The organism is Bacillus sp. JK62 (genome assembly GCF_053663455.1).
In genome coordinates this window covers 38,853-63,092 of record NZ_JBSJQA010000008.1, presented here as the reverse complement: position 1 = coordinate 63,092, position 24,240 = coordinate 38,853, and the positions used below count along the sequence as shown (strand labels likewise).

24 protein-coding genes and 1 other annotated feature are annotated in these 24,240 nt (G+C 47.5%); of the genes, 7 read left to right on the top strand and 17 right to left on the bottom strand.

What is annotated here, in order from left to right; translation table 11 throughout:
- Nucleotides 1–12: 12 nt before the first annotated feature.
- Both ACWJJ4_RS17950 and ACWJJ4_RS17945 read right to left on the bottom strand, forming a co-directional pair.
- A complete protein-coding gene (locus tag ACWJJ4_RS17950) occupies nt 13–1,764 on the bottom strand; it encodes an alkaline phosphatase D family protein (protein WP_146283851.1) in 1,752 nt (583 codons plus the stop codon).
- A gap of 263 nt (nt 1,765–2,027) precedes the next feature.
- Nucleotides 2,028–2,456, bottom strand: a complete 429-nt coding sequence (locus tag ACWJJ4_RS17945; RefSeq protein ID WP_003156683.1) for a cell wall hydrolase — start codon at nt 2,454–2,456, stop codon at nt 2,028–2,030.
- Nucleotides 2,457–2,609: 153 nt separating this feature from the next.
- Here ACWJJ4_RS17945 and ACWJJ4_RS17940 point away from each other — a divergent pair, with 153 nt between their 5' ends.
- Nucleotides 2,610–2,993: a DUF2512 family protein gene (locus ACWJJ4_RS17940; RefSeq protein WP_003156684.1), complete on the top strand. Its 384-nt coding sequence runs from the start codon at nt 2,610–2,612 to the stop codon at nt 2,991–2,993.
- Between the two features lie 334 nt (nt 2,994–3,327).
- Here ACWJJ4_RS17940 and ACWJJ4_RS17935 read toward each other — a convergent pair whose 3' ends face one another.
- The 4 genes from ACWJJ4_RS17935 to ACWJJ4_RS17920 all read right to left on the bottom strand — a co-directional run bounded on the left by ACWJJ4_RS17935 (nt 3,328) and on the right by ACWJJ4_RS17920 (nt 5,921).
- The gene (locus ACWJJ4_RS17935) at nt 3,328–3,666 is read right to left on the bottom strand and encodes a thioredoxin family protein (protein ID WP_071392173.1); all 339 of its coding nucleotides are present in this window, start codon (nt 3,664–3,666) and stop codon (nt 3,328–3,330) included.
- Between the two features lie 179 nt (nt 3,667–3,845).
- Entirely contained in the window at nt 3,846–4,235 is a 390-nt protein-coding gene (locus tag ACWJJ4_RS17930) for a DoxX family protein (protein ID WP_003156689.1), read from the bottom strand.
- Between the two features lie 102 nt (nt 4,236–4,337).
- Nucleotides 4,338–5,276, bottom strand: a complete 939-nt coding sequence (locus ACWJJ4_RS17925) for a ring-cleaving dioxygenase (protein WP_454021848.1) — start codon at nt 5,274–5,276, stop codon at nt 4,338–4,340.
- 24 nt (nt 5,277–5,300) lie between these two features.
- Entirely contained in the window at nt 5,301–5,921 is a 621-nt protein-coding gene (locus ACWJJ4_RS17920) for a nitroreductase family protein (protein ID WP_070081316.1), read from the bottom strand.
- A 397-nt stretch (nt 5,922–6,318) separates the two neighbouring features.
- Here ACWJJ4_RS17920 and ACWJJ4_RS17915 point away from each other — a divergent pair, with 397 nt between their 5' ends.
- Entirely contained in the window at nt 6,319–7,212 is an 894-nt protein-coding gene (locus tag ACWJJ4_RS17915) for a cation diffusion facilitator family transporter (protein WP_058906537.1), read from the top strand.
- A gap of 79 nt (nt 7,213–7,291) precedes the next feature.
- Here ACWJJ4_RS17915 and ACWJJ4_RS17910 read toward each other — a convergent pair whose 3' ends face one another.
- The 4 genes from ACWJJ4_RS17910 to ACWJJ4_RS17895 all read right to left on the bottom strand — a co-directional run bounded on the left by ACWJJ4_RS17910 (nt 7,292) and on the right by ACWJJ4_RS17895 (nt 11,292).
- The gene (locus tag ACWJJ4_RS17910; protein WP_071392177.1) at nt 7,292–7,456 is read right to left on the bottom strand and encodes a tryptophan RNA-binding attenuation protein; all 165 of its coding nucleotides are present in this window, start codon (nt 7,454–7,456) and stop codon (nt 7,292–7,294) included.
- A gap of 88 nt (nt 7,457–7,544) precedes the next feature.
- Nucleotides 7,545–7,794: a binding site (T-box leader), on the bottom strand.
- Nucleotides 7,795–7,842: 48 nt separating this feature from the next.
- Entirely contained in the window at nt 7,843–8,763 is a 921-nt protein-coding gene (locus tag ACWJJ4_RS17905; RefSeq protein WP_454021847.1) for a macrolide 2'-phosphotransferase, read from the bottom strand.
- Nucleotides 8,764–9,050: 287 nt separating this feature from the next.
- Nucleotides 9,051–9,998 carry a DNA-binding domain-containing protein gene (locus ACWJJ4_RS17900; protein ID WP_454021846.1) on the bottom strand — a complete coding sequence of 316 codons (948 nt, stop codon included), beginning with the start codon at nt 9,996–9,998 and terminating at the stop codon, nt 9,051–9,053.
- A 1-nt stretch (nt 9,999) separates the two neighbouring features.
- The gene (locus tag ACWJJ4_RS17895; protein WP_017419334.1) at nt 10,000–11,292 is read right to left on the bottom strand and encodes a sensor histidine kinase; all 1,293 of its coding nucleotides are present in this window, start codon (nt 11,290–11,292) and stop codon (nt 10,000–10,002) included.
- Between the two features lie 243 nt (nt 11,293–11,535).
- On the opposite strand from ACWJJ4_RS17895, the gene ACWJJ4_RS17890 reads away from it, so the two are divergent.
- The 4 genes from ACWJJ4_RS17890 (at nt 11,536) to ACWJJ4_RS17875 (ending at nt 16,560) form a co-directional block, all read left to right on the top strand.
- Entirely contained in the window at nt 11,536–12,519 is a 984-nt protein-coding gene (locus tag ACWJJ4_RS17890) for a glutaminase (protein ID WP_077721742.1), read from the top strand.
- Nucleotides 12,520–12,543: 24 nt separating this feature from the next.
- Nucleotides 12,544–13,980, top strand: coding sequence for an alanine/glycine:cation symporter family protein (locus ACWJJ4_RS17885; protein WP_174737859.1), 1,437 nt, complete (start codon nt 12,544–12,546; stop codon nt 13,978–13,980).
- Between the two features lie 115 nt (nt 13,981–14,095).
- Nucleotides 14,096–15,043 carry a homocysteine S-methyltransferase gene (gene mmuM, locus ACWJJ4_RS17880; RefSeq protein ID WP_146276041.1) on the top strand — a complete coding sequence of 316 codons (948 nt, stop codon included), beginning with the start codon at nt 14,096–14,098 and terminating at the stop codon, nt 15,041–15,043.
- Between the two features lie 113 nt (nt 15,044–15,156).
- Nucleotides 15,157–16,560 carry an amino acid permease gene (locus tag ACWJJ4_RS17875; RefSeq protein ID WP_454021845.1) on the top strand — a complete coding sequence of 468 codons (1,404 nt, stop codon included), beginning with the start codon at nt 15,157–15,159 and terminating at the stop codon, nt 16,558–16,560.
- 40 nt (nt 16,561–16,600) lie between these two features.
- Here ACWJJ4_RS17875 and ACWJJ4_RS17870 read toward each other — a convergent pair whose 3' ends face one another.
- On the bottom strand, nt 16,601–17,668 hold the full coding sequence (locus tag ACWJJ4_RS17870) for a branched-chain amino acid aminotransferase (RefSeq protein ID WP_025853807.1): 1,068 nt from the start codon (nt 17,666–17,668) through the stop codon (nt 16,601–16,603).
- Between the two features lie 370 nt (nt 17,669–18,038).
- Here ACWJJ4_RS17870 and gltP point away from each other — a divergent pair, with 370 nt between their 5' ends.
- The gene (gltP, locus tag ACWJJ4_RS17865; protein ID WP_014304261.1) at nt 18,039–19,289 is read left to right on the top strand and encodes a glutamate-aspartate/proton symporter GltP; all 1,251 of its coding nucleotides are present in this window, start codon (nt 18,039–18,041) and stop codon (nt 19,287–19,289) included.
- Nucleotides 19,290–19,325: 36 nt separating this feature from the next.
- Here the strand turns inward: gltP and trhO are convergent, their stop codons facing one another.
- The 6 genes from trhO to purT all read right to left on the bottom strand — a co-directional run bounded on the left by trhO (nt 19,326) and on the right by purT (nt 24,170).
- Entirely contained in the window at nt 19,326–20,294 is a 969-nt protein-coding gene (gene trhO, locus ACWJJ4_RS17860; RefSeq protein ID WP_025853808.1) for an oxygen-dependent tRNA uridine(34) hydroxylase TrhO, read from the bottom strand.
- A gap of 106 nt (nt 20,295–20,400) precedes the next feature.
- Nucleotides 20,401–20,676, bottom strand: a complete 276-nt coding sequence (locus ACWJJ4_RS17855; RefSeq protein WP_071181507.1) for a hypothetical protein — start codon at nt 20,674–20,676, stop codon at nt 20,401–20,403.
- Between the two features lie 42 nt (nt 20,677–20,718).
- On the bottom strand, nt 20,719–21,534 hold the full coding sequence (locus ACWJJ4_RS17850; protein WP_017419326.1) for a phosphatidylserine decarboxylase: 816 nt from the start codon (nt 21,532–21,534) through the stop codon (nt 20,719–20,721).
- Nucleotides 21,527–22,015 carry a DedA family protein gene (locus tag ACWJJ4_RS17845; RefSeq protein WP_025650172.1) on the bottom strand — a complete coding sequence of 163 codons (489 nt, stop codon included), beginning with the start codon at nt 22,013–22,015 and terminating at the stop codon, nt 21,527–21,529. The genes ACWJJ4_RS17850 and ACWJJ4_RS17845 overlap by 8 nt, the downstream gene beginning before the upstream one ends.
- Nucleotides 22,006–22,539 carry a CDP-diacylglycerol--serine O-phosphatidyltransferase gene (gene pssA / locus ACWJJ4_RS17840; RefSeq protein ID WP_003156712.1) on the bottom strand — a complete coding sequence of 178 codons (534 nt, stop codon included), beginning with the start codon at nt 22,537–22,539 and terminating at the stop codon, nt 22,006–22,008. Before pssA ends, ACWJJ4_RS17845 begins: the two co-directional genes overlap by 10 nt.
- 476 nt (nt 22,540–23,015) lie before the next feature.
- Nucleotides 23,016–24,170 (bottom strand): phosphoribosylglycinamide formyltransferase 2, encoded by a 1,155-nt coding sequence (gene purT / locus ACWJJ4_RS17835; RefSeq protein WP_070081308.1) that lies wholly within the window; start codon nt 24,168–24,170, stop codon nt 23,016–23,018.
- Nucleotides 24,171–24,240 lie beyond the last annotated feature (70 nt).

Here is a 24,240-nt window from a genome sequence, read left to right as displayed (position 1 = left end):
GAGTGCGCCTCCTTATTGTGAGATTTTGGCCCGTTTCTTTCTCATTTGCTTTTCATGCGCATTGTTATGGGCGAAGAAACGATCCTCTTCCACCTCGTTTGACTGCTTTAAACCGCCTGCAACCGCCGCTTGAGAGACCTTCCGAATCCCCGTCTGGTCTTTTTGATAAATGAATGAAGCCCGCGTGGAAACCTCAGCCCCCGGCTCCGTCACGTACGGCACCACTCTGTAATCCGCTCTCCATTGGGCAGGCGTCACCGTACAGCGGACATAGCCGCGGTAATCGTTGAAAAACTTAATATGCGGGTTTTGTTTTAAGATCTGATCCGTATCGGCCCGTTTATCCGCCCCGTTTCCTCCAGATGTAATGGAAGTCCCGACGAATTCGGCTCCGAAAATTTTTGAATTCGTTTGATTAAAATCGGTATGCAGGTTTGACGCCCAGCTTGCATGAACATCACCCGTCAGCACGATGACATTGTTCAGGTTTTTGTTTTTTATAAAATCGATGACCCGCTCCCGCTGAGCCGGGTAGCCGTCCCATGAATCCATGCTGTATATCGGATTGGCGGTTGTTCCGAAATTCCATTGCGCGAAAAAGATTTGCTGCGCCAGCACATTCCACTTCGCTTTTGAGGCGGCTAAATTTTCGAAGAGCCATTGCTCCTGCTCTGTCCCCATCAATGTGCGCTTCGGGTCTCTCCACTCATCAGAAGGCGGCTTATTCCCGTCGCCGTTGGCCTGATCATCTCTGTACTGTCTTGTATCAAGCACATTGAACGATGCTAAATTGCCATAAGAAAATTGCCTGTACAGCCGCATATCAGGACCGTTCGGCAATGACATGCGCCTGAGCGGCATGTGTTCATAATAAGCCTGATAAGCTGCGGCCCTCCTGAGCACAAACGCTTCAACGGATTGGCCTTTTTCAGGGATAACATTGGCATAATTGTTTTCCACCTCATGATCGTCCCACGTCACGACCCACGGAAATGCGGCGTGGGCGGCTTTCAGATTGGCATCAGAGCGGTATTGGGCGTGACGGTTGCGGTAATCTGACAGTGTGTACACTTCGGCGCTGCTGTGCGTCCTGACATTTCCCGTTTTTGACACATACTCGTTCGGTCCGTATTCATAAATGTAATCTCCGAGATGGAATACGAGATCAAGCTTTTCCTTCGCCATATGTTTATACGCCGTATAATAGCCGTGTTCATACTGCTGGCATGAGGCAAATGCAAACGTCATGGCGGATACGTCAGCGCCTGGAGCGGGCAGCGTTTTCGTCCGGCCGACGGGACTGAGCTCATGCCCGCTTTTAAACCGGTAATAGTACACTTTATTGGGCTTGAGCCCGTCCGCCTCGACATGGACGGAGTGTCCGAGATTCGGCTTGGCCATTTCCGTTCCGCGTTTGACGATGTGACGGAAATGTTCATCTGCGGCGATTTCCCATTTTACCGGCACGGCCTGCTTCGGCATGCCGCCCCCATTCAGCGGGTCAGGGGCAAGACGCGTCCAGAGAATGACGCTGTCAGACAGCGGGTCGCCGGAAGCTACGCCGAGGGTGAACGGATAGTTTGAAAATTTTGGAGCGGCATTCACTTCAAACGCGCCGATGGATTGCGCGATCGCTAACCCAAGGGAAAGACCGGCGATTTTCCCGGCGCCCTGTATAAATGCGCGGCGGTCAAACGTATTGTTCTGAAAGCTTTTGTTCTCCAATTCCTTGATCCATTCATCTAAACGGCCGTCATGTGTCATGTCAGTTCCCCTTTCGTCTTATTGATCGCCCTTATTATAAAAAAGAAATGTTAAACCGCTATGAAGAAGTGTGAAGGGTTTGTAAGGCTGAAAAATGAACGGCGGGAGACATTTTTCACATTGTTTCGACAAACCTTGCCCCGCCGGAAGAAAACCCCCTCTGTTTCTTTTTGGCTTGTCATCCGTCAAGCGCACTTTTTTCCTATTTTTCTTCACAAAACATTAAAAAAACACCGTTCATTTTAAGAACGGTGCGCCCGGGATCAAAATGTATTGTATACGTTTTCGCACGTCTCACCTGTCGGCTGATAGAAGCAGTGGGATCTGAATCTGGCGACAAACGGCTGGCCATACCAAGTCTGCGGGCAGTTGCCCGGCGGCTTAAAGTACCACAGACTGAACTTAGCCGGCCAAAACCGTTCTCCGTTAATGTTCCTGCGGGCAAGCCTCCGCTCGGATTCACGCGGTCTCTGGTAAAAGTATCCGTGAGTCACCGCTTCAAACGCGTGCGGCTGAAACACCATCTGCCTGATGGTGCGCAGGCCTTTAAAATCAGAACAATTCGCCCGCACCCGATTGATTCCCACATTGCCGACCAAAAGCATTCCCTGCTTCCCTTCGCCTTCCGCTTCCGCCCTGAGCAGCCTTGCCATTAGATCTACATCGGCGCTCGACGCTTTTACGACTGCCATCATGACACCTCCCGTATTTTCTCCTTTCATCATATTCAGCCGCGGCCCAGTGATGACAGCCAAAAGCCAGAAAACAAATGTTCACGAAAAAAGGGTTTATATTTCACGTTATGAGGAAACATACTAACATGATTTCCATAAGGAGGAATTCGCATGGAACACATTAAAGCGCTTGCCATTAAAGGCATTATGACCATCATTATTCTGTATCTGATACTCGGCTTAGGTTTTCGCTTTACATTCGGTGACGTGCTGCTGATGACCATTGTGCTGGGAGCCGTTTCCTACTTTACGGGCGACCTGTATGTGCTTCCGAGATGGAATAATATCACGGCGGCGTCCGCTGATTTCGGAATCGCGTTTCTTGTTGTCTGGCTGATGGGAATGCCGCTGTCCATGGGCATTTCCGGAGGAAGACTGGCGTTTGCCGCTCTTATTTCCGCCGTGATCATCGCCGTCGGAGAATATTTTTTCCATATCTATCTGATGAGAAAAGACTTGGGCGGGTCCCGTTTTTTAGAACCCCGGTCCGAATAATGTAAAAAAGGCCGGATAACGGCCTTCAGCTTGTAGAGAAAATGATGTTTTTTCTGCAAGCTTTTTTGTTTTTGCTGTTTCTTTACATATTCATTTGATTTCAGGTGCAGAAAAAGGACATCTATGTATTTATCAATTTTTCGAAGAAGGTGATCCTCTTCGACGAGTTGGTCAAACAGAACGAATTCGGCTGTGTTTTGAGAAGCGTCTCTTGTGCGGGTCTTTTATTTTATGACAGGGAAATGGATATTTTAAGGGGAAAATAAAGGCTGTCGAGATTTCCTCGACAGCCTGAGCCCCTTAAAGGGGGGCTTTTTATTTGTAAAGTAACGCTTTATACATCTTGATATAACTGATAAACCCTTTTCAGCCTTTCTTCGAGCTGTTCAAAATGAACAAAGCGGGCTTCTCTCAGAAACTCAGTCCCATCAATGAACAAAAGAAGCACGGGGACAGTGAAGACTGAAAATCTGCCGGCAACCTCTTCTACCTCGTCAGCGTTGGTATGCCCCAATTTGATATTCGGAAACTGATCCAATACGTTTCTGAGCTGCGGCAGAACAGCGTGACATACTGTACAGGCAGGTCTTGAAATGTAGATAAAACTGAATTGATGCTGCTTAATAAAATTCTCGATAGAATCTAATGAATGTAAGTCTGTCAGCTCTTTCATCAAAACCCTCCTTCAAATCGGCTCGTCTTTCATGACCAAGCTCATCAATACTCGTACATTCACTATACACATTTATATTGATCATATCCGCTTTTTTGCGATTCAGAGCACCTTAACGTCGTGCTTGAAAAATAAAAGAACAGTTACCGCTTTTCAGTAACTGTTCTTAGATACTTATATTAAAAATGCAAAGCGTAAGCTCCTGAACCGATGAGTGCAACTCCGATGGAGACGGCAATCAGCACCACGTTATATTCAAAACCGCCGGCACCGTTCGCAAACCCTTTCGCTCCATGAACTTTTACAATGGCACCTAACATAATGATTGTTATGATAGCAGCTCCAAGCGGGAGGAATACACCTAAAATAAATAAAATTCCGCTTGCGAGTTCCCCGAGACCTGATAAAGCGGCCGCGGCATTACCTGGTTTAACTCCAATTGACTCGAACCATTGTCCGGTTCCTTTAATCCCGTATCCGCCAAACCAGCCGAATAATTTTTGTGATCCATAAAACAGAAACACCACACCAATCATGATTCGAATAAGTAATAGTCCTGCATCTTCCATTTTTATCTCTCCTTATCTTTGATTTCATCTGATTCTTTGCTGGACGGTACCATCCAGCAATCATCAATTGACTATATGTTTCTTTATTTTTTATGTGTCAAATCAATCTAATTCTCTTACTTCAAACGGCAGCAGCCCTTGTTCAATTTGTGCCCGGTGCGGTTCATACTGCTCAGGGAGCATCAATTTTCCGCCCATTGTTTCTTGTGATTCATCATGTGCAAAGCCCGGCGGATCAGTTGCGATTTCAAATAAGATTTCCCCATGTTCTCTGAGGTAAACCGCATTAAAATAGTTTCTATCCTGAACAGGAGTCACACCATATCCGTGCGCAGCAATGAATCTTTGCCAATCTAATTGATCTTCGTCATCCTGAGCCCGCCAAGCGATGTGATGCACTGTGCCGACACCCATTTGTCCGCGGCCGATAGGCGTTAATTTAAGATCAATCACATTCCCGATATCACCGGCAGAACGATAACGAACGAAGTCTCCTTCTTTGCCGACTCGCTCAAGCCCCATGATGTTTTCCAGCAATTCACCTGTTTTTTCAGGCTGTGCTGATAACAGGGTTGCACCGCCAAAGCCTTTAATGGCAACATCCGGGGTTACATCTCCGAAAGTCCACGTATTGGCCTCCCCTGCTTCTCTTTCCACGATTTCTAAATGCAGGCCATGCGGATCATCAAATTCTATATATTGTTCTCCAAAACGCTCGATTTTTGTGTATGGCACGTTGAACTTTTCAAGTCTCTTTTCCCAAAATGCCATGGCACCTCTCGGCACGACGTAAGATGTCACGCCAACCTGTCCGTCTCCAATGACGCCTTGACGGGCGTCCGCCCACGGAAAGAATGTGATGATTGTTCCCGGCTTCCCGCCTTCATCCCCAAAATAAAGGTGATACGTACCCGGATCATCAAAATTGACCGTTTGCTTGACCAATCGCAGCCCCAGCACTCCCGCGTAGAAATCAGCATTCTCTTGAGGGTGACCGACAATTGCTGTAATATGATGGATTCCCATCGTTTTTTTAGCCATTTTTATCCGCTCCTTTACAAATATTTAAATATACTCCACAAACTCATTCACAGGCTTTCGGTAGCCGCGCGGCCTTCTGCTTTCTATTTTTTCTTTCCCGATTGTAATCATCATGACGACCTCAAATTGATCATCTATATTCAAAATCTGTTTCACGGCTTCAGGATCAAACCCTATCATCGGACAGGTGTCCCAGCCTTTTTCCTTAGCAGTCAGCATAAAGATCATCGCAGAAAGTGAAGCATTTCTTATCGCCTCATCTCTCTTAAACAGTTCTCCCCTGTTTTCATAAAACGAAACGGTGTCTTGAACCATGTGATCATACTCTTGTTTATTTAATACCCCCAGCATCTTCAACCCTTCATAGATGCCAGCCGCTTGCTGATATGCCTGCTTATCCCCTAAAACCAAAAGAACCGCTGATGAGCTGAACACTTTATATTGTCCGTTTGCGGCCTGCTTCAGCTTTTCTTTTACCTCCGGGTCAAGAACCGTCACATATTTTGTATGCTGCAAATTAAAAGCTGATGGAGCCAACGCAACCAATTCAAACATTTCGTTGAGCTCATCTCTTGTGATTGGATGTTCTGGAAGAAAGTTGCTTGCAGATCTTCTTTCATTCACCAGCTGTACAAATTCAGCCATTTCTCTCGCACTCCCCTTTATCTCGAATTCGAGATATTATGGTATAAAAAATCAAATAGCATATGATCAAAAAACGAAACGATCGGCAGGTTCTTATCCTGCACTCTAATTAAATTACCTTGAATTAAAATATCTTGAATTCAAGATAATAATAAATTATAAATATTCAAATGTCAACAGTTCATTTTTAAATTCAGCGCAATTTTGTTTATGTACTATTTAGCCCTGCTCCAACTTTTTTTCTGTCACCTTATTTATTAGTAAACAGGAAACAACCTTGCTATAGACCCACTCGAAACTGAATTGATATGATAAGCAAAGTGATTACACAAGAAAGGATACGGAGAGCGAATCAAAAGCGCTCCTATTTTTTTGTGCAGTTTTATAGGAGGAAAAAATGACAAGTGAAAGAGAACAAATAAGCAAAAAAGTTGCTTTGATTGCATTGATAGCCAATCTGATCTTAATGGCAGGAAAGATCTTTTTTGGACTGATAGGCGATAGTGAAGCAGTTTTTGCCGACGGTATACATTCTGCAGCGGATGTCGTGGCTTCAATTGCTGTCCTGGCCGTCATCGGTATTTCTAATAAGCCGCCCGATCAAGACCATCCTTTCGGGCATGGCAAAGCTGAGGTCATCAGCGAAGCGATTGTAGGAATCATATTAGTGCTCGTTTCCGTGTATATTCTGATAGAAGCGATTTCGTCCTTTGTTGAAGGTCCAAGCATCCCGCAATACAGCGCATTGTTTGCGGCTCTGATATCCTACGTGGCTAAGCAGATCTTATATCGTTATTCGATCAAACAAGGGGAAAAATGGAACAGTAAAGCGATTATAGCGATTGCATACGATCATAAAGGCGATATCGTTGCCTCTCTTGCCGCTTTTATCGGCGTCCTATTGGCGATTATCGGGAACACACGCGGATGGTCCTATCTGTTGTACGCCGATGCGATTGCCAGTGTCATCGTGGCGTACCTCATTTTTAAGATTTCAATGGAATTAATCAGGCCGTCTGTTGATGTTCTCATGGAAAAAAGTGTCGATCCCGAACTGATAGAGGAATATAAAGCGGTTATTTTGCATTGTCCTCAAGTCAAACGGCTCGATAAAATCCGAGCGAGAGAACACGGCCACTATAAATTGCTTGATGTCCGGTTATCTTTGGATCATGATTTGACGATTAAGCAGGGACACGATATAGCCCGGGAAATCCGAAATGAAATCAAAAGACACTTTTCAGATGTTGAAGAAGTGCTCATCCATGTGAATCCTTATTTTGAAGAATGAAAAAGCAGCTTGTAGAGAAAACGATGTTTTTCTACAAGCTTTTTTGTTTTGTGCTGTTTCTTTACATATTCGTTTGATTTCACTGATCCATATGCTTTCTGATAAAATGCAGCAGCGTGTTTCCTTGAGCGGTCAATATGACGCCCTTCGCGCCGCACTTCGGACAGGGCACACCTTCTTTCTCCTCGCCGGTTCCTTCACAATGCGGACACGTGAGCTCAAGATCGTCGGTTGCGATCACCATGAATATCCCTCCTTTTTTGATTGTCTGTCCGTCTCCAGTCACTTTCCATGGCCATCACCTCCTTAACAACGCAAAAAAACCCCGTCCATCAAAGGACGAGGTTTTCGCGGTGCCACCTTTATTAACGGCTGTAAAGCCTTCTCTCAAAAAGTACAGAAACTCAGGGTTTCAATACTCCTTTCTTGATAACGGGGAAAGAATCCCGGCACCGCCTACTGTCATTTCAGCGCAGCAATTCAGAAGCCCATTCGGCACCGGACGGGGATCGGTTCACAGCGGCCACCGACTCTCTGAACCCCGCGCGCTGATGCGTACTTACTCTTCCTCAGCATTGTTCATCCGTTCTATGATTTTAAAATGTATCATACGCTGTCATCCGGCGGAAGTCAATAACCTTTCGGAACGGACAGGCCGAGCATATCCCGCGCCATCTGCATATGCTCCTCTTGCCCCGTCTGAAGCGCGAACTTCGCCGTTTCCACAGGGTAAGCGGCCTGCCATTCTGTCACATGCTCCTGCATTTTCGGCCAGACGCGCCCGCCCTCAGCTTCGTAGCTCTTCATCAGCCGTTTTGTTTCTTTTTCTCCTAATATCACTTGATAAAGGACAAAATCTTTGGCCGGATCGGCAACCTTTGCCTCCGTCCAATCGAGGAGACCCGTCACACGCTGATTTTCGCCGATCAAAATATGCGGAGGATGCAAGTCGCCATGGATCAGCGCGGAAAAATCAGGCCAGTACGAGCTGTCATTTATCCACGTTTGCCATCTTTTCCAAAGCTGTTCTGAAACCCCGATTTCTTTTTTTATATGATCCATTGATTCCGCCGCCCTTTGCCTGACGTCATCCGGTTTTATGATTTCAATTCCGGATCTGGAGGCCGCATCCGGGTCTGCCCCGTGCAGCCCGGCTAATGCTGCGGCAAGCGAGCCGACAAAACCGTCTGAAGGCGGCTCGTGTTCCATATTCCAGACATACTGTTTCTTATCCAGATCAATAGCGGCAGCGGGTATTCCGTCCAGTTTCGGATAAGCGATCAGTTCCGGTGTATGAATCCGCCAATCGGGGACTGATACCGCGGCATGGCTGCGGAGAAACGCGAGAACATCGCTTTCTGCAGCCGCTCTTTCGATAACATCGGGACGGCGCGGCTTTCGGAGCACCCATGTCACGCCGCTGTCATCTTCAGCAAATACGACTTGGAAGTCCATACCCGTTTCATTTATGTCCGCCCCTTCATATTTTAACCGTAAGCCATTTTCCTTTGCGATGTTCAGAACGGATTCTATTTCCCTTTGTTTTGTCATTTCGTTTCCCCATTTCCCTTATTGACTGACACAGAGCTTCGCCTTTAGGCGGAGGAGAAAGAGATGTGTGAAGAGAGGGCGGCATAATCGCCGCCCCCTCACTATTACTGTCAGGTTCCTTATTCAGGCAGACAATCCCGGTTTCCTCCGCGCTCAAGGCAGAGACTTTGACACTATTTCATTAGTGCGAAAACCGGAATTTGATCAGCCATCAGGATCCCTCCGTTCCTTCTTAGTTAACATTATTTTACACAAAAACCTTATATACGTAAACCCTATTAATCAGCTTACCGGCTGCCTCCGCTGACAAATTTTGATCCTTCGCGTAAATCTTTCGCCTCCAAGAAAAAGACGTGAATGAATTTTTTCATATTCACTTTAACCGGAGAAAGCGGCACGGTTTCCTTGGCCTGCATTTCTTTCATTCTCTTGCTGACAGCGGGGAAATCAAAGAATTTCGAGGCGTAATATTCAAATTTCGGGTTTGAAAAATCAGTTGTGCCCAATGAAGCGAAATGGTTTAACGAATGAATGACGGCCCTTCTGATCCGCTGTTCCGAGGCTTTGATTTCTCTGTTAACCTCGGCTTGTGCCGCCGCAGGCCCCAGCTTCCGAATGGCGGCGTTTGTAAACATCTGCTTTAAAGACGGGATGTTTCTTTCCGCCTGTTCATCCTCAAATAAATAGTGAAGGACGGCCATGAGGTCATGCGCCCCGCTTTCTCCCACGATGCCTAATTCCGATAAAAGAAATTTTCCTGTTTCTTTGATTGATTTCTCGCGCATCCCCCCCGGCCCGCTTTTTTTCGGCTCATTCCGCTGAATAAGACGGCTTAATGAATGTTGGATGTCGCCGATCGACGTTTCCAGTTCAATCCGCTCTTTTACTTTTCGCAAAACGGTGACGATCTCGATTTTGTTGATCGGTTTATGGATAAAGTATTCGATGCCGAGAGAATAAGCTTCTCCCACCATTTCCTTTGCCTCTACCTGCGATATCATCACCGCTTTTCCGTTGTACGCCCCCTGAAGATGCCGTATCGTCTCAATCCCGTCCCGGCCCGGCATCAGCAGATCAATTAATAAAATATCGACTTGTTTGAAATGGAGATAATGCCCTTCAATCTGGCTTCCGTCCTCTGCCTCACCGACAACTTCGCCTAAGTCCTCATCCTCGATCATCTGTTTTAAAATGGAACGGATCGCCCGGTCATCATCAGCTATAAAAAAACGCATATTATGAGTTCATCCTTTCTGCAATCAAATGCTTCACCGGCAGCTTAATCGTAAATATGACGCCTTTTGGCTTGTTATGAAAGGAAATGTCTCCGTCAAGTTCGGTTACGATTTCCTTCACGTATGAAAGCCCGATGCCCGTTGAAGGTGTGCCGAATTCATCGTATTTGGACGTAAATCCGGGATCATAGATTACCTCTCCGATTTTTTCCGGGATGCCGGGACCGTCATCTTCCGCCTCAAATTCGGCCATCTCCCCCTCAGCCCTGCGCAGCGCGAGGCGGATCTCACCCCTGTCACCCATGGCTTCGACGGCATTGGCGGTCAGGTTATTTAAGATCGACAGGACGGTAAAGACGTGATAATCGGGGTGTTCTCCTTCAATCACGCTTTTGAATTGAATGTCTTTGCCTAAAGATTCGGCGTATTTTTCATTGATGCGGATAACGAGGCCGACCAGATCGGCGGCATTCATGTAATCCCGGAATCTCTCATTTGAAATCAGCTTCGACAGGCCGGCGAATATTCGCTGATTGTCTTTTTTCACTTCATGAATTTCTCCCGCAAGGCGCAGCATTCGGCTCCCGAGCTCCCGGTCGTTCCCGCTCATTTCCCGATACAGCTGATAGGATTCTTTCGTCACATGCTCCGTCGTTTTTAACGTTTTTTTCAAATGAATCGTTTCTTCATATAAGTTAGATACAATCATCAGCATGTGCTCATGCTGCTTTCTCGTTTGTTTTTCCCTGACCTGAGATTCGTGCAGCTTCATCACGTTGAAAAAACTCAGCACAATAAATGTGTGAGAAACAGCGATAACCGCGATATCCGCCAGCTTGTCCGGCATCATAATCTGCTTGCCGCCGGAAAACTGAACCGTCATTTCAACGGCATCGGACGCCATTTCAATGAGAAAACCGAGAAACCCGATCATGAGCGGCCGATCCCAAAAAAGCCTGACCTTCAGCACATAAAACAAACAGGCATATGTAAAGTAAAAAAAGAAACTGGGATATTGGCTGAAAAAAGCTGCCGTAAATCCGGCATGCTCTCCTCCCCAGCAAGCCAGGCCGATTCGGAATGCCACAACGGCTGCACCTGTCAACAGCCCCGACAATACCGCCGGCACATGCCGCAGCAGCAGCAGAAAAAAGAAAAAAGCCGGGGCGCCGAAGCTGATCCGGTACACCTCATTCAGGGGGTAAAATTTCAGTTCTCCCGCCAGCGGCACGGTGATCAGCATAAGGGCGAAAAGATAGCCGTCTTTTTTCAGTAAATAGTCGAGCCTGATCATAATCACTTCCTTCTTCTGTCTATTTTGAACAAGACCGATACAGTCCGCAAATTTCTTTAGACCCGAATGGCGGGACGCTCCGCCTGATTTATAAATCTATCGGCTTATTTTAAGAATGATTTTGTCGTATTTTGTATGATTCTGTAGATGTCATTATACATTAACATGGAACACGCTATTTTTGAAAACGTTTTCCAAGACCGGGTTCCGCTTCGGACAGGCTTGCAATAGAGGAGGAATGTTATGAAAGATATGGTCAGAGAGCGCCTTGAAAAAGAGGAACTGGCTTCACTTTTACAAGATTGGGTCGAGCATTACCGACCGTTTTCCGTCAATGGAAAAAGCGCAAATTATATACCCGCCCTCGGAGAAATCAACGACTCTCAGCTGGGCATTTGCATATTAGAGCCGGATGGCTCAATGATTCATGCCGGTGAATGGAATGTCCCGTTCACATTGCAGAGCATCTCAAAAGTCATCAGCTTTATTGCCGCCTGCATGAACAGAGGCATTTCTTACGTGCTGGATCGTGTGGACGTGGAACCGACGGGTGATGCGTTTAATTCTATCATCCGGCTTGAAATCCATAAACCCGGGAAGCCCTTCAACCCGATGATCAATGCCGGCGCCATTACCGTCGCCTCGCTGCTTCCGGGTGAAACGGCGCATAATAAATTAGAATATCTCTTTTCCGTTTTTGAAAAATTAATAGGGAAACGGCCTCACATTCACGAGGAGGTCTTCCGTTCTGAATGGCAGACCGCGCATCGGAACCGAGCGCTCGCCTACTATTTAAAAGAAACAAACTTTCTCGAGGCGGATGTGGAAGAAACGCTTGAAGTGTATTTAAAGCAGTGCGCCATGGAGAGTACAACCGAGGACATCGCTTTAATCGGATTGATACTTGCCCATGACGGCTACCATCCGATCCGACGGGAACAGGTCATTCCGAAAGATGTCGCGAAACTCGCCAAAGCCCTGATGCTGACGTGCGGGATGTACAATGCGTCAGGCAAATATGCGGCTTTCGTCGGCGTCCCGGCCAAAAGCGGGGTATCCGGCGGCATCATGGCATTGGTTCCCCCAAGCGCCAGAAGAGAGCAGCCTTTTCATAACGGCTGCGGCATCGGCATTTACGGTCCGGCCATTGATGAATACGGCAACAGCCTGACCGGCGGCATGCTGCTGAAACATATCGCACAGGAGTGGGAGCTCAGTATTTTTTAATCAAACGAACCAAGAGGTGATTGGATGCAGGAATTCCTTGAAAATGTAATCGGCTCGGCAAATGATTTTTTATGGTCAAAACTGTTAATCGTACTGCTTCTTTCTCTGGGACTGTTTTTTACGTTCAGATCAAAGGGTCTGCAAGTCCGCATGCTGAAGGAAATGATCCGGGTTTTGAAGGAAGGCGCGGCCGCCCGGACAAAAAACAGCATTTCCCCGTTTCAGGCATTTTGCATCAGTATGGCGGCGCGTGTCGGAACAGGGAATATTACCGGAATCGCCATTGCGATCGCACTCGGCGGTCCGGGCGCTATTTTCTGGATGTGGATTATCGCAGTCATCGGTTCGGCTTCAAGCTTTGTTGAAAGCACGCTGGCCCAAATTTATAAAGTAAAAGATCAAAACGGATTCCGCGGCGGACCTGCCTATTACATGGAAAAAGGCCTGAAGAAACGCTGGATGGGCGCGCTGTTCGCCGTATTAATCACACTGTCATTCGGGGTTGTTTTTAATTCCGTTCAATCCAATACGATCAGCGTCGCCTTTCAAAACGCATTCGGCACCAGCCGGCTTACATTGGGCATTATTTTAATCTTGGTTTTCGGCGGCGTAATCTTCGGCGGCGTCAAACGAATTGCGAAAATGGCGGAATACATCGTAGTCGTCTTGGCCGTTTTATATATCGGTGTCGCTTTCTTTGTCATTCTGACGAACATCACCCAATTGCCCGGCGTTCTGTCGCTAATCGTAAAAAATGCGTTCGGCATTGATCAGGCAGCGGGCGGCGCTTTAGGTGCGGCCTTGATGCAAGGTGTAAGACGCGGGATTTTCTCAAATGAAGCGGGTATGGGAAGCGCTCCGAACGCGGCGGCGACAGCTACGACGAGCCACCCGGTGAAACAGGGGCTCATTCAGGCATTCGGCGTCCTGACGGATACGCTCGTCATTTGTACAAGCACGGCGCTTATCATTTTATTTTCAGACGCTTATCACCAGCCGGGACTGAGCGGCATCGCGCTTTCTCAGGCTGCCTTGAGCGATCATGTCGGCGCGTGGGCGTCAGGTTTCCTTGCCGTCTTAATGCTTTTGTTCGGCTTCAGCGCTCTGATGGGCAACTATTATTACGGAGAAACCAATATCGGATTTTTAAGCCAGAACAAAAAATGGCTGTTCATTTACCGCATCTGCGTGCTCGGAATGGTACTGTTCGGCTGTATTTCCAAAGTCCAGCTTGTGTGGGATATGGCTGACTTGTTCATGGGCTTAATGGTGGTCGTGAACTTAATCGCGATTTTCCTTCTGTCGAAAAAAGCGTTTGCCGCTTTGAGCGATTATGCCCGGCAAAAGAAAGCCGGAAAGGACCCCGTCTTTTACAGAGATGTGCTCCCTGATGATGACGGGATCGACTGCTGGGAGTATTCAGACATCGCGAAAAGCGCGAAAGGCAAACACATTTCCTAAACAAAAGGTGTTCGGGCAGCGTCCTGAACACCTTTTTTCCGCCGGTTCATTGACAAAGAGAATAGCGTCCATTACCCTTTTTATATATTTTCAGTAAAGTCAGAAAGGAAGGCCTATGAATCCCATTACACAAATATTGAATGAATACCCGGTTATGATCATAGACGGCGCGATGGCAACCGAGCTTGAGCGGATGGGCTGTGATTTACATGACGATCTGTGGTCGGCCAAAATTCTTTTGGAGAGACCCGAACTGATCAAACAGGTGCATGCAGAATATTTTGCCGCCGGCGCTGATTGCGCGATCACCGCCAGTTATCAATCGACAATTGAAGGATTTGCAGCGCGCGGCATCCCGGAAACCGATGCGATACGTCTCATTCAGACATCTGTTGAACTTGCCGCACAAGCACGCGATGAATTTTGGGCGCATGAAGAAAACCGTTTACACCGGCCCAAACCTTTGGTCGCCGCTTCTATCGGACCTTACGGCGCGAGCCTCGCTGACGGCTCTGAATATCGCGGGCATTACGGACTGACGGAAGATGAGCTGATCAGCTTTCACCGCCCCCGGATGAAAGCCCTCATAGAATCCGGTGCCGATCTTTTGGCCTGTGAGACCATTCCGTGCCTGTCAGAAGCAAAAGCGATCACAAGGCTGCTGGAGGAATTCCCCGGCACTTGTGCATGGATCAGCTTCAGCGCTAAAGACGGACGGCATATCAGCGAAGGCACTCCTATTTCCGAATGCGCGTCCCTGCTTGACTCCTGCAGCCAAATCGCAGCGATCGGCATCAACTGCACACCGATCGAACATATTCCGCCGCTGATAGAAGAAATCAAACGGGCAGCATCCAAACCGATTATCGCCTATCCGAACTCCGGTGAACAATATGACCCGGTGACAAAAACCTGGAAAGGCGCAGCGTGCGAAAACCATTTCGGAAAAAGTGCGCAAAGCTGGTACGAAAACGGCGTGAGCCTGATCGGAGGCTGCTGCCGGACGAAACCTGAGGACATCCAAGCCATTGCCGATTGGGCCAAGACCTTAAAAACAACTTGACTAATCGGAATAGTTTGTATATTCTATTCAAAAAGCCGGTTCGCCGGAATCTCGTGCCGTTCGCCGGCATGAGATTTTTTATTAGAACGGCCCTCGCAGAAAGTTGGAAAAAAATGAACAACAAGAACGAGACGAATTTTCAGAGAAGTATGAAAAGCAGACACCTCTTTATGCTATCACTCGGAGGTGTGATCGGAACGGGGCTGTTTTTAAGCTCTGGGTATACCATTCATCAGGCGGGTCCGGCGGGCACCATTTCCGCTTACCTTTTGGGCGCGGGCATCGTCTATCTTGTCATGCTTTGCCTCGGTGAACTGTCAGTGGCCATGCCGGTGACGGGCGCATTCCACACTTATGCGAAGACCTATATCGGGCCCGCGACGGGCTTTACGGTCGCATGGCTGTACTGGCTGACGTGGGCGGTGGCGCTGGGCTCTGAATTCACGGCGGCCGGGCTCTTCATGCAGCGCTGGTTCCCGCATACTTCAGTTTGGATGTGGAGTGCGGTATTCGCTCTTTTCATCTTTTTATTAAACGCCTTCTCCGTGAAATTTTTTGCTGAATCGGAGTTTTGGTTCTCAAGCATTAAAGTCTTAGCCATCTTACTGTTTATTTTATTGGGCGGAGCGGCGATGTTCGGCCTCGTCCCGATGAAAAGCGGTGAGGCCGCACCTATGCTGTCGAACTTTACGGATGGCGGCAGCTTTTTTCCAAATGGCTTTTTCCCGATACTGATGACGATGCTTTCAGTAAACTTCGCCTTTTCAGGGACGGAATTGATCGGAATCGCCGCCGGGGAAAGCGCCGATCCGGAAAAAACCGTTCCGCGCGCCATTAAGACCACAGTCTGGCGGCTGGCGCTTTTCTTTATCGGAACGATTTTTGTGCTGTCAGGGATGATCTCCATCAAGGAAGCCGGTGTGATTGAAAGCCCGTTTGTCACGGTATTTGACAGAGTCGGCGTGCCTTATGCGGCCGATCTGATGAATTTCGTCATTTTAACGGCGCTTCTGTCCGCGGCCAATTCAGGGCTGTACGCGTCATCACGTATGCTGTGGTCCCTGTCTAAAGAAGGGGAGCTTCATCCCGCCTTTGCCAGGCTGACCTCTAAAGGCATTCCTTTTAATGCTCTGATCTTCAGTATGATCGGCGGCATTCTGTCATTGTTGTCAAGCGTATTTGCAGCGGATACAGTCTATCTTGTTCTCGTCTCCGTCTCAGGATTTGCGGTAGTGGCTGTGTGGATGAGCATCGCCGCATCGCAATTTTTGTTCAGAAGACGGTTTCTGAAAGAAGGGCACCAGCTTTCAGACTTGAAATACAGGACGCCGGGATATCCGGCCGTACCGATAGCGGCCTTTCTCCTATGCCTCGCCTCCTGTATCGGCATCGCTTTTGATCCGAACCAGGCCATCGCCCTTTATTGCGGAATTGCATTTATGGCCGTTTGCTACACCGCTTATTACTTGAAAAACCGGAAAAGCAGATCCCGCGTGCAAGCCGTAAAATCCCAATAACCAAAAAAAGAACCCTGCGGCGCAAGGGTTCTTTTTTCATTTATACTTCAACCACCCATCTGAACGAATCCCGCACCTTCCCGACTTGGATGCCGGCAATCGTTTCATAGAGCTTTTCTGACACTTCACCGATCAAACCGTTATTCAGCTCAATCGTTTCGCCGTGAATGTGCAGCGCGCCGACCGGCGAGATGACGGCCGCGGTTCCCGTACCGAATACCTCCGACACCTCGCCTCTCATTGCAGCCTCATAGATGTCATCAATGGCGACCTGTTCTTCCCTGACACGGATGCCCCAGCTTTTTAACAGCTCTATCACAGATGCGCGTGTGATGCCCCCGAGAATGCTTCCGTTTAACGCCGGCGTTACGGCCTCTCCGTTTATGATGAAAAAGATATTCATACTGCCTACCTCTTCGGCATATTTCTTTTCCACTCCGTCGAGCCAAAGCACCTGATCGTACCCCAGTTCTTCGGCTTTCCGCTGAGCCTGTAAGCTGGCCGCATAATTTCCGGACGTTTTGACGTCGCCCACTCCGCCGGTGACGGCACGCACATACTCATCCTCCACATAAATGCGGATCGGTTTCAGCTGATCGCCGTAATACGAACCGACCGGCGTCAGAACAACCATGAACTTGTAACGCTTTGAAGGCCGGACGCCTAAAGAAGGCTCAGTCGCAATCACAAACGGACGGATATATAAAGAGGTTCCTTTTTCTATCGGTATCCATTCCTGCTCCAGCTCCACCAATTGTATCAATGCTTCCAGCGCCAGCTTCTCGTCAAGAGGCGGCATGCTCATCCGCCGTAACGATTTATTCAGCCGTTTTATATTTTGGTCAGGACGGAACATCAACACCCGTCCGTCTTCTGACCTGTAAGCCTTCAGCCCTTCAAATACGGCCTGCCCGTAATGGAAAACCGATGCGGAAGGATCCAGATGGACCGGTTCATAAGGTGTGATTCTCGGATCATGCCACCCTCTCTCCTCTTCGTAATCCATGACAAACATGTAATCTGTGAAGTACTTGCCAAATCCCAATGAAGCGGAATCCGGTTTTTCTTTTCTAGCTGTGACCTTACGTCTTTCAATCAGTTGATTCAACAAAAGCACACCTTTCTTCTAATTGTTTAAATTTTCAGTCTTTTCTGGGCTGCATGTTTTTTCTGTCCCGAATCTTGTATGCACAGATATATGAGAATGCAGTTGACCATATCATATCAAATATACCACTTATAAGAGGATAATTATCAAAATTTTTAATATTTTCAGCAGAAATCTTTCTTTATTTTTATGCTCCTTCTTTTTTTCCAATGCGGACTTTCTGTCATATTCAATGATTGCGCTTACATAATGTAAAGCAATCCTTCCTTTCGCACAGTCAATAATGTGACAAATTTATGGCGGACAGGAAGGTGGTTGCCGCCTGCTTCACGAATTACGTAAGAAATGCGCAAGTAAAAGGGGGATTCGCTTGAAAAAATTTATCGCATTCCAGATTTTGATCGCTTTAGCCATCGGAGCATTGATCGGCCATTTCTTCCCGGATTTCGGGATGGCGCTGCGGCCCGTCGGAGACGGATTTATCCGCCTGATTAAAATGATTGTCGTGCCGATCGTGTTTTCAACCATTGTTATCGGAGCCGCCGGCAGCGGCAGTATGAAAAAAATGGGCAGTCTCGGCATCAAAACGATTATTTGGTTTGAAGTGATTACGACGCTTGTTCTGGCGCTCGGTCTGTTATTGGCAAACGTGCTGAAGCCGGGAGTCGGACTTAACCTCTCTCATCTTGCTAAAAAAGACATTCACGAGCTTTCCGGCTATACGGAAAAAGTAGTCGACCTGAAACAAATGCTTCTTGATATTATCCCCGTTAACATCATTGACGTTATGGCGAAAAATGATCTTCTCGCCGTCATTTTTTTCGCGATCCTATTCGGTGTTGCCGCAGCCGGCATCGGCAAAGCCTCCGCACCTGTCATGAGTTTCTTTGAATCCACGGCAAATATTATGTTCAAGCTGACGCAGATGGTGATGGTCACCGCTCCGATCGGCGTTCTCGCCCTGATGGCAGCCTCAGTCGGACAATTCGGAATCGCGCTTTTGCTCCCGATGCTGAAGCTGATCGGCACTGTGTTTCTCGGGCTGTTCCTGATACTCTTCGTTCTGTTTCCGATCGTGGGGCTTATCTTTAAAATCAAGTACTTTGAAGTGCTGAAAATGATTTGGGATCTGTTTTTGATCGCTTTCTCCACGACAAGCACAGAAACCATTCTGCCTCAGCTGATGGATCGGATGGAGAAATACGGCTGTCCGAAGCGGGTCGTCTCCTTTGTGGTTCCGTCAGGTTTATCGCTGAACTGTGACGGCTCCAGCCTCTATTTATCGGTGTCCTGTATTTTCCTGGCGCAGGCGTTTCATGTGGAGATGCCGCTTTCTCAGCAGCTTCTGATGATGCTTGTGCTCGTCATGACAAGCAAAGGCATTGCCGCCGTCCCGTCAGGCTCACTCGTCGTGCTTCTGGCGACAGCGAATGCGGTCGGTCTCCCCGCGGAAGGCGTCGCCATCATTGCCGGTGTCGACCGCGTCATGGACATGGCGCGAACCGGTGTCAACGTGCCCGGCCATGCGGTCGCCTGCATCGTCGTATCCAAATGGGAAAAAGCTTTCACATATAAAGGACCCGTCACGGCAGACCAGACCGCACGGACAGAAAGTATGTAAACACAAAAAAGACCACCTCATTGGTGGTCTTTTCTATTAATCAATCGCCGCATGATCCTCTTTTTCAATCAAAGCAAGGCGTTCATTGATTTCTTCCTGAGTCATTTCGTGCTCTTTCACATACATGTTGCGTTCGTTCGTACGGCATTCGTGACTGCAGCTGCGCATGTATTTGTATTCATTCTCAGGTGTGCAGATCATTTTTTTATTACATGCCGGATTTGCGCAGTTCACATAACGCTCGCACGGCTCGCCCGTGAAATAATCTTTTCCGATGATAACGTGCTCTACGCGGTTGACCGGTACGCTGATTCTTTCGTCAAACACATAGCACTGTCCGTCCCACAGCTGCCCTTGCACTTCAGGATCTTTACCGTAAGTGACGATACCGCCGTCAAGCTGGGACACGTCTTCAAAGCCCTGCTTCAGCAGCCAGCCGGAAAATTTCTCACAGCGTACGCCGCCTGTGCAGTACGTGAGGATTTTTTTGCCTTCAAGCATGTCTTTGTGTTCTTCAATCCAGTCCGGCAGTTCACGGAACGCCTCAATATCAGGTCTGACCGCTCCGCGGAAATGACCGAGATCATACTCATAGTCGTTTCTGGCGTCGATCACGATCGTGTCAGGATCCTGCATTTGCTCATAAAAGTCTTTCGGTTTCAAATGCTTGCCCGTCGTGACATTCGGATCAACATCATCTTCGAGACGAAGCGTCACCAGCTCTTTTTTATGGCGCACAAACATTTTGCGGAATGCATGGCCGTCAGCCTCGTCAATTTTGATCGGCATGTCGGCAAAACGCGGATCAGCTTTCAGCGCATTCATGTATTGATCCGTCTGTTCAACCGTTCCGGACACCGTGCCGTTAATGCCTTCCTCAGAAATCAAAATACGGCCTAACAGACCGAGCTCCTTACAAAACTTCAAATGCTGAGCCGTGAACTCTTCAGGCTCATCAATCTTTACATATTTATAATAAAGTAAAACTCTATATTGTTTTTCCATGATTTATACACCCTGTTCAATTATATTAATGATCACGCACACTATACTATATCATACAGGAAAACGGGCGAAAGATGAACAATTCCGTCCGTACTCTTTCTTCCAGTCACGCTTCGCCTTTTAAAACCTGCTGAAAATAAAACCGATACGTATTGCGCAAAAAGGTCTCAAGCGAAAGGCCGGCCGCGGTCTGATACTTGCCGATAATAAACGGAAAACGGTCACGGCCTTTTGCCCGCAGAAGATCCGCGCTGTCTTCAGCCAGTTCTGAGATGAGCGCCTCAACAACAGGCCGGCATGCTTCCCGCACCGCTTCAAGAATTTGCTGATCGCCTGTATGCCGGTACTGTTCGATCAGCTTTCCCAAATCCTTTTCTTCCATAAAGTTCACTTCCTTACACCATATAAAAAAGAGGAGCAGCTTTTATAAAGCGGACGCCTCCTCCTGTGACTCCGCATAACCGATGATCTGACCGACCTGTAATTCACGGCCTTCAGTCAGGTTATCCGAAGGGGTAAACATACCTTTCTCGAATACTAAAATAACGGTCGATCCAAATGAAAAATAGCCCAGCTCTTCCCCCGTCTCAAGCCGGTTTCCGGTGTTTGTCTGAACGATCGAGTTAATATTCATCGCACCTACCGGAATCATGAGCATCTGCTGATCAGCACGGGTCAGCTCGTACACATAACGGTAATTTTTTGAGAGCACATCTTTCCCGTACTTTAACCCCATCGTATTAACGGGATAGGAGCGTTTCCCCAGCTCGGCCAGCTTTTGATACGTGCAGCTGACGGGAGAATGGAAGCGGTGGTAATGTCTCGGGCTCAGGTAAAGCACGGCAAAACACCCGCCGTTATACTTGTGATCGGCGCTTTTAAACCCCGTCAGTTCAGCGAACGAATAATCCTTCCCTTTTACCATGAAAGTTTGATTGGGATTAATCATGCCCACCGTCTGAACGACGCCGTCCACCGGGCTGACGATGGCGTTCTTCTCTTTTGCCACGGGGCGGAGATTCAAATTAATATCACGAATGAAAAATGACGCCAGTGAATCAAAGTCAGAAGCCGTGCGTTCCGTTTCATTCCAGTTAATGCGATAGTGTTTGGAAAACAGCGGAATCATCGGCTTGCTCAGTTTCGATTCACAGAAGTTTTTAATGAGATAAGACGTCAATCGATTATTAGTCAGTTCAATCAATGAACGGTAAAGAACTTTAGCGGCAGTATTAAACATTGATTACTCCTATGAATTTTCCTATAGTAATAAAAATAAAACACCATAAAAACGCTCCGATGGCGGCGAAGCATAAGTAGGTTTTGAATTCCATTCTGCCGATTCCGGAAAAGTAGCAGGTCACGTGTCTGATGCCGGGGATAAAATAACCTAAAATAATGGTGTACGGCCCGTACTTCTTCATCCACCTGTCTACTTTCGCCATCCTCTTTTCCTTCAGGCCGACCCATTTCCCGAACTTATTAATAAACGGCCGGCCGGCTTTTCTGCCGATGAAGTAGCTGATAATCATCCCAAGGAGCGCTCCGATAAAGCTGATCAGAATGGAGAGCCCGTAATTCAGCACGTTTATATGAGCGAAGTAGCCCACAAGCGTCATCATGACTTCATCCGGAATAGGCAATCCGATAATACCGAGTGTCAGCATGAGAAAAATCGCGATATATCCGTAATCGGATATTAATTGCTGAACTAATTCCATCTTCTGCTCTCCAGGTTTTCAGGCGCCTGTTTTTTAAAGTGCGGAAATTTAATGTTGCTGACCATTAAATAACCGAGCGCGATCGTTCCCGCCCCCAGAAGAAAAGCGTTATTGATAAAGCTCAAAATGACAAGACACATACCCGCAAACGGAATCGGCATCCCGATAAACGTCGGCAGCTTGCTTTGTTCAATATTAAATCTGGAAAGACGGATCATCCCGCAGATGCTGTAGGAAAGCGCGATTAAAATTCCGATGAACGGAAGCGTATATAGTGAAACACTGTAAGCGAGCATGGACGGCGCTACGCCGAACGTCACGAGATCAGCAAAAGAGTCAAGCTCTCTTCCCATCTCCGATACCGCGTTCAGCTTACGGGCGGCCAAACCGTCAAAAAAATCAAGAAACATCCCGGTGAAAATAAAGATCACCGCAGAGTGTATATTATGATACAAAAGGGAATGAATCGATAAGAGCCCGCAAATGAAATTTCCAATTGTAATCATACTAGGTATATAATTCACAGTTTACACAAACCTCCAATTAAAACCATATCAAATCGGACTGCGTATGCATAAAGAATACATTTTAAGGAAACATAAAATGAAATTCTTTCGATGCTATCATTCAAATTCTTTTATTATACAGCATTTGGTGTTATTTGAACAATCTAATCTGGTGATTTTTGTTTTTTCGCCGTTCATATTAAGGTAAGCAATCATGGTTTCCTCTATTCCGGATTACCCTGCTTAAATATTCCATGCTGCGATCCGGATTGTCCGTTCTTGATGAATGAAAAGCCGTATGATGTATTGTTATTTCCTTCTCCGTCAAATGAGAACATTACATATAACGATTGCGGACATAAAAAGTTTCAAGAATTAAAAAGCCGGCACAAAACGGCCTCATACATTATCTCACAACCCCGTTTTCCAGTATATAGTCTGTCCAAACAAAAAAGGCGCCTTACCATTACGGTAAAACGCCTTTTAAGATCATTTTATGTAATTGATAAATGACTGAGTGCTTCGGCCGCTCTTTCTCTGGCCTCTTCAACGGTCTCGGCTGCAGAAAGCGCAACCGCCATACGGCGTCCGACTTTCGTGACGGGTTTACCGAATACGCGGACCTGAGTGCTTTTTACCGCCAAAGCTTTCTCCAAACCTTCAACCGCATAATCAGCAAGCTCTTTTGGCGCCTTCAGCGGACGGCTTGCCCCCGGCGACAGCTGAGTGATTTCCGGAATCGGGAATCCCAATATCGCGCGGACATGCAGCGCAAACTCTGACAAATTTTGCGTCACAAGCGTAACGAGCCCCGTATCATGCGGACGGGGAGACACCTCGCTGAAATATACTTTATCTTCAGTAAGGAAAAGCTCCACCCCGAACAAACCGTATCCGCCGAGCTCATCCGTTATGCTTTTCGCAATGTGTTTCGCCTCTTCAATCTGCTGTTCCGTCATATGATGAGGCTGCCATGATTCAATATAGTCACCGTCTTTTTGTTCATGTCCGATCGGCGCGCAAAAGGACGTACCGTTCGCCGCGCGCACTGTCAAAAGAGTGATTTCTGACTCAAATGGAATGAATTCCTCAACGATGACCCGGCCGTTTTTCACCCGGCCGCCTTCCATTGCCATGTCCCAGCAGCTTTTCAGCCCGGAAGCCGAGCGGCACACGCTTTGCCCTTTTCCGGAAGAGCTCATCAGCGGCTTTACCACGCACGGAAAGCCGATTGTTTCTGCCGCTTCTTTAAATTCTTCATATGTATTCGCGAATTCATAGCCGGCAGTCGGAAGATGAAGCGTCTCTGCCGCAAGCCGTCTGATGCCTTCACGGTCCATCGTCAGCTTTGCCGCACGCGCATTCGGAATGACGTGAAACCCTTCTTCCTCAAGCTTCAGCAGCTCATCCGTCGCAATGGCTTCCACTTCCGGCACGATCAGGTCCGGTTTTTCTTTCTCAATGACTTCTCTGACCTGCGCTTTATCAAGCATATCAATCACATAGCTTTTGTGCGCGGCCTGCATGGCGGGAGCATGCTCATAGCTGTCAACGGCTACAGTGACAACCCCGAGCCGCTGCGCTTCAATGACGACTTCTTTCCCCAGCTCGCCTGATCCTAATAACAACATCTTCTTCGCCTGATACATGTCCTTTGGCCCCTCCCTTTCTATACCCCACTCATTATAACGGAAATATTCAAAAAATAAAGACAAGACA

Coding starts and splice junctions, on each gene's coding strand:
- ACWJJ4_RS17920 (WP_070081316.1), bottom strand. CDS start 5,921: ATGGCTGAATTTGTACAGCTGGTGAATGAAAGAAGATCTGCAAGCAAC.
- ACWJJ4_RS17905 (WP_454021847.1), bottom strand. CDS start 8,763: ATGACAAAACAAAGGGAAATAGAATCCGTTCTGAACATCGCAAAGGAA.
- ACWJJ4_RS17940 (WP_003156684.1), top strand. CDS start 2,610: ATGGAACACATTAAAGCGCTTGCCATTAAAGGCATTATGACCATCATT.
- purT (WP_070081308.1), bottom strand. CDS start 24,170: ATGTATCAGGCGAAGAAGATGTTGTTATTAGGATCAGGCGAGCTGGGG.
- ACWJJ4_RS17895 (WP_017419334.1), bottom strand. CDS start 11,292: ATGATCAGGCTCGACTATTTACTGAAAAAAGACGGCTATCTTTTCGCC.
- ACWJJ4_RS17875 (WP_454021845.1), top strand. CDS start 15,157: ATGAACAACAAGAACGAGACGAATTTTCAGAGAAGTATGAAAAGCAGA.
- ACWJJ4_RS17925 (WP_454021848.1), bottom strand. CDS start 5,276: ATGGCTAAAAAAACGATGGGAATCCATCATATTACAGCAATTGTCGGT.
- mmuM (WP_146276041.1), top strand. CDS start 14,096: ATGAATCCCATTACACAAATATTGAATGAATACCCGGTTATGATCATA.
- trhO (WP_025853808.1), bottom strand. CDS start 20,294: ATGGAAAAACAATATAGAGTTTTACTTTATTATAAATATGTAAAGATT.
- ACWJJ4_RS17850 (WP_017419326.1), bottom strand. CDS start 21,534: ATGTTTAATACTGCCGCTAAAGTTCTTTACCGTTCATTGATTGAACTG.
- ACWJJ4_RS17855 (WP_071181507.1), bottom strand. CDS start 20,676: ATGGAAGAAAAGGATTTGGGAAAGCTGATCGAACAGTACCGGCATACA.
- ACWJJ4_RS17915 (WP_058906537.1), top strand. CDS start 6,319: ATGACAAGTGAAAGAGAACAAATAAGCAAAAAAGTTGCTTTGATTGCA.
- ACWJJ4_RS17900 (WP_454021846.1), bottom strand. CDS start 9,998: ATGCGTTTTTTTATAGCTGATGATGACCGGGCGATCCGTTCCATTTTA.
- ACWJJ4_RS17885 (WP_174737859.1), top strand. CDS start 12,544: ATGCAGGAATTCCTTGAAAATGTAATCGGCTCGGCAAATGATTTTTTA.
- ACWJJ4_RS17930 (WP_003156689.1), bottom strand. CDS start 4,235: ATGGAAGATGCAGGACTATTACTTATTCGAATCATGATTGGTGTGGTG.
- ACWJJ4_RS17945 (WP_003156683.1), bottom strand. CDS start 2,456: ATGGCAGTCGTAAAAGCGTCGAGCGCCGATGTAGATCTAATGGCAAGG.
- ACWJJ4_RS17890 (WP_077721742.1), top strand. CDS start 11,536: ATGAAAGATATGGTCAGAGAGCGCCTTGAAAAAGAGGAACTGGCTTCA.
- ACWJJ4_RS17845 (WP_025650172.1), bottom strand. CDS start 22,015: ATGGAATTAGTTCAGCAATTAATATCCGATTACGGATATATCGCGATT.
- ACWJJ4_RS17910 (WP_071392177.1), bottom strand. CDS start 7,456: ATGGTGATCGCAACCGACGATCTTGAGCTCACGTGTCCGCATTGTGAA.
- ACWJJ4_RS17935 (WP_071392173.1), bottom strand. CDS start 3,666: ATGAAAGAGCTGACAGACTTACATTCATTAGATTCTATCGAGAATTTT.
- ACWJJ4_RS17950 (WP_146283851.1), bottom strand. CDS start 1,764: ATGACACATGACGGCCGTTTAGATGAATGGATCAAGGAATTGGAGAAC.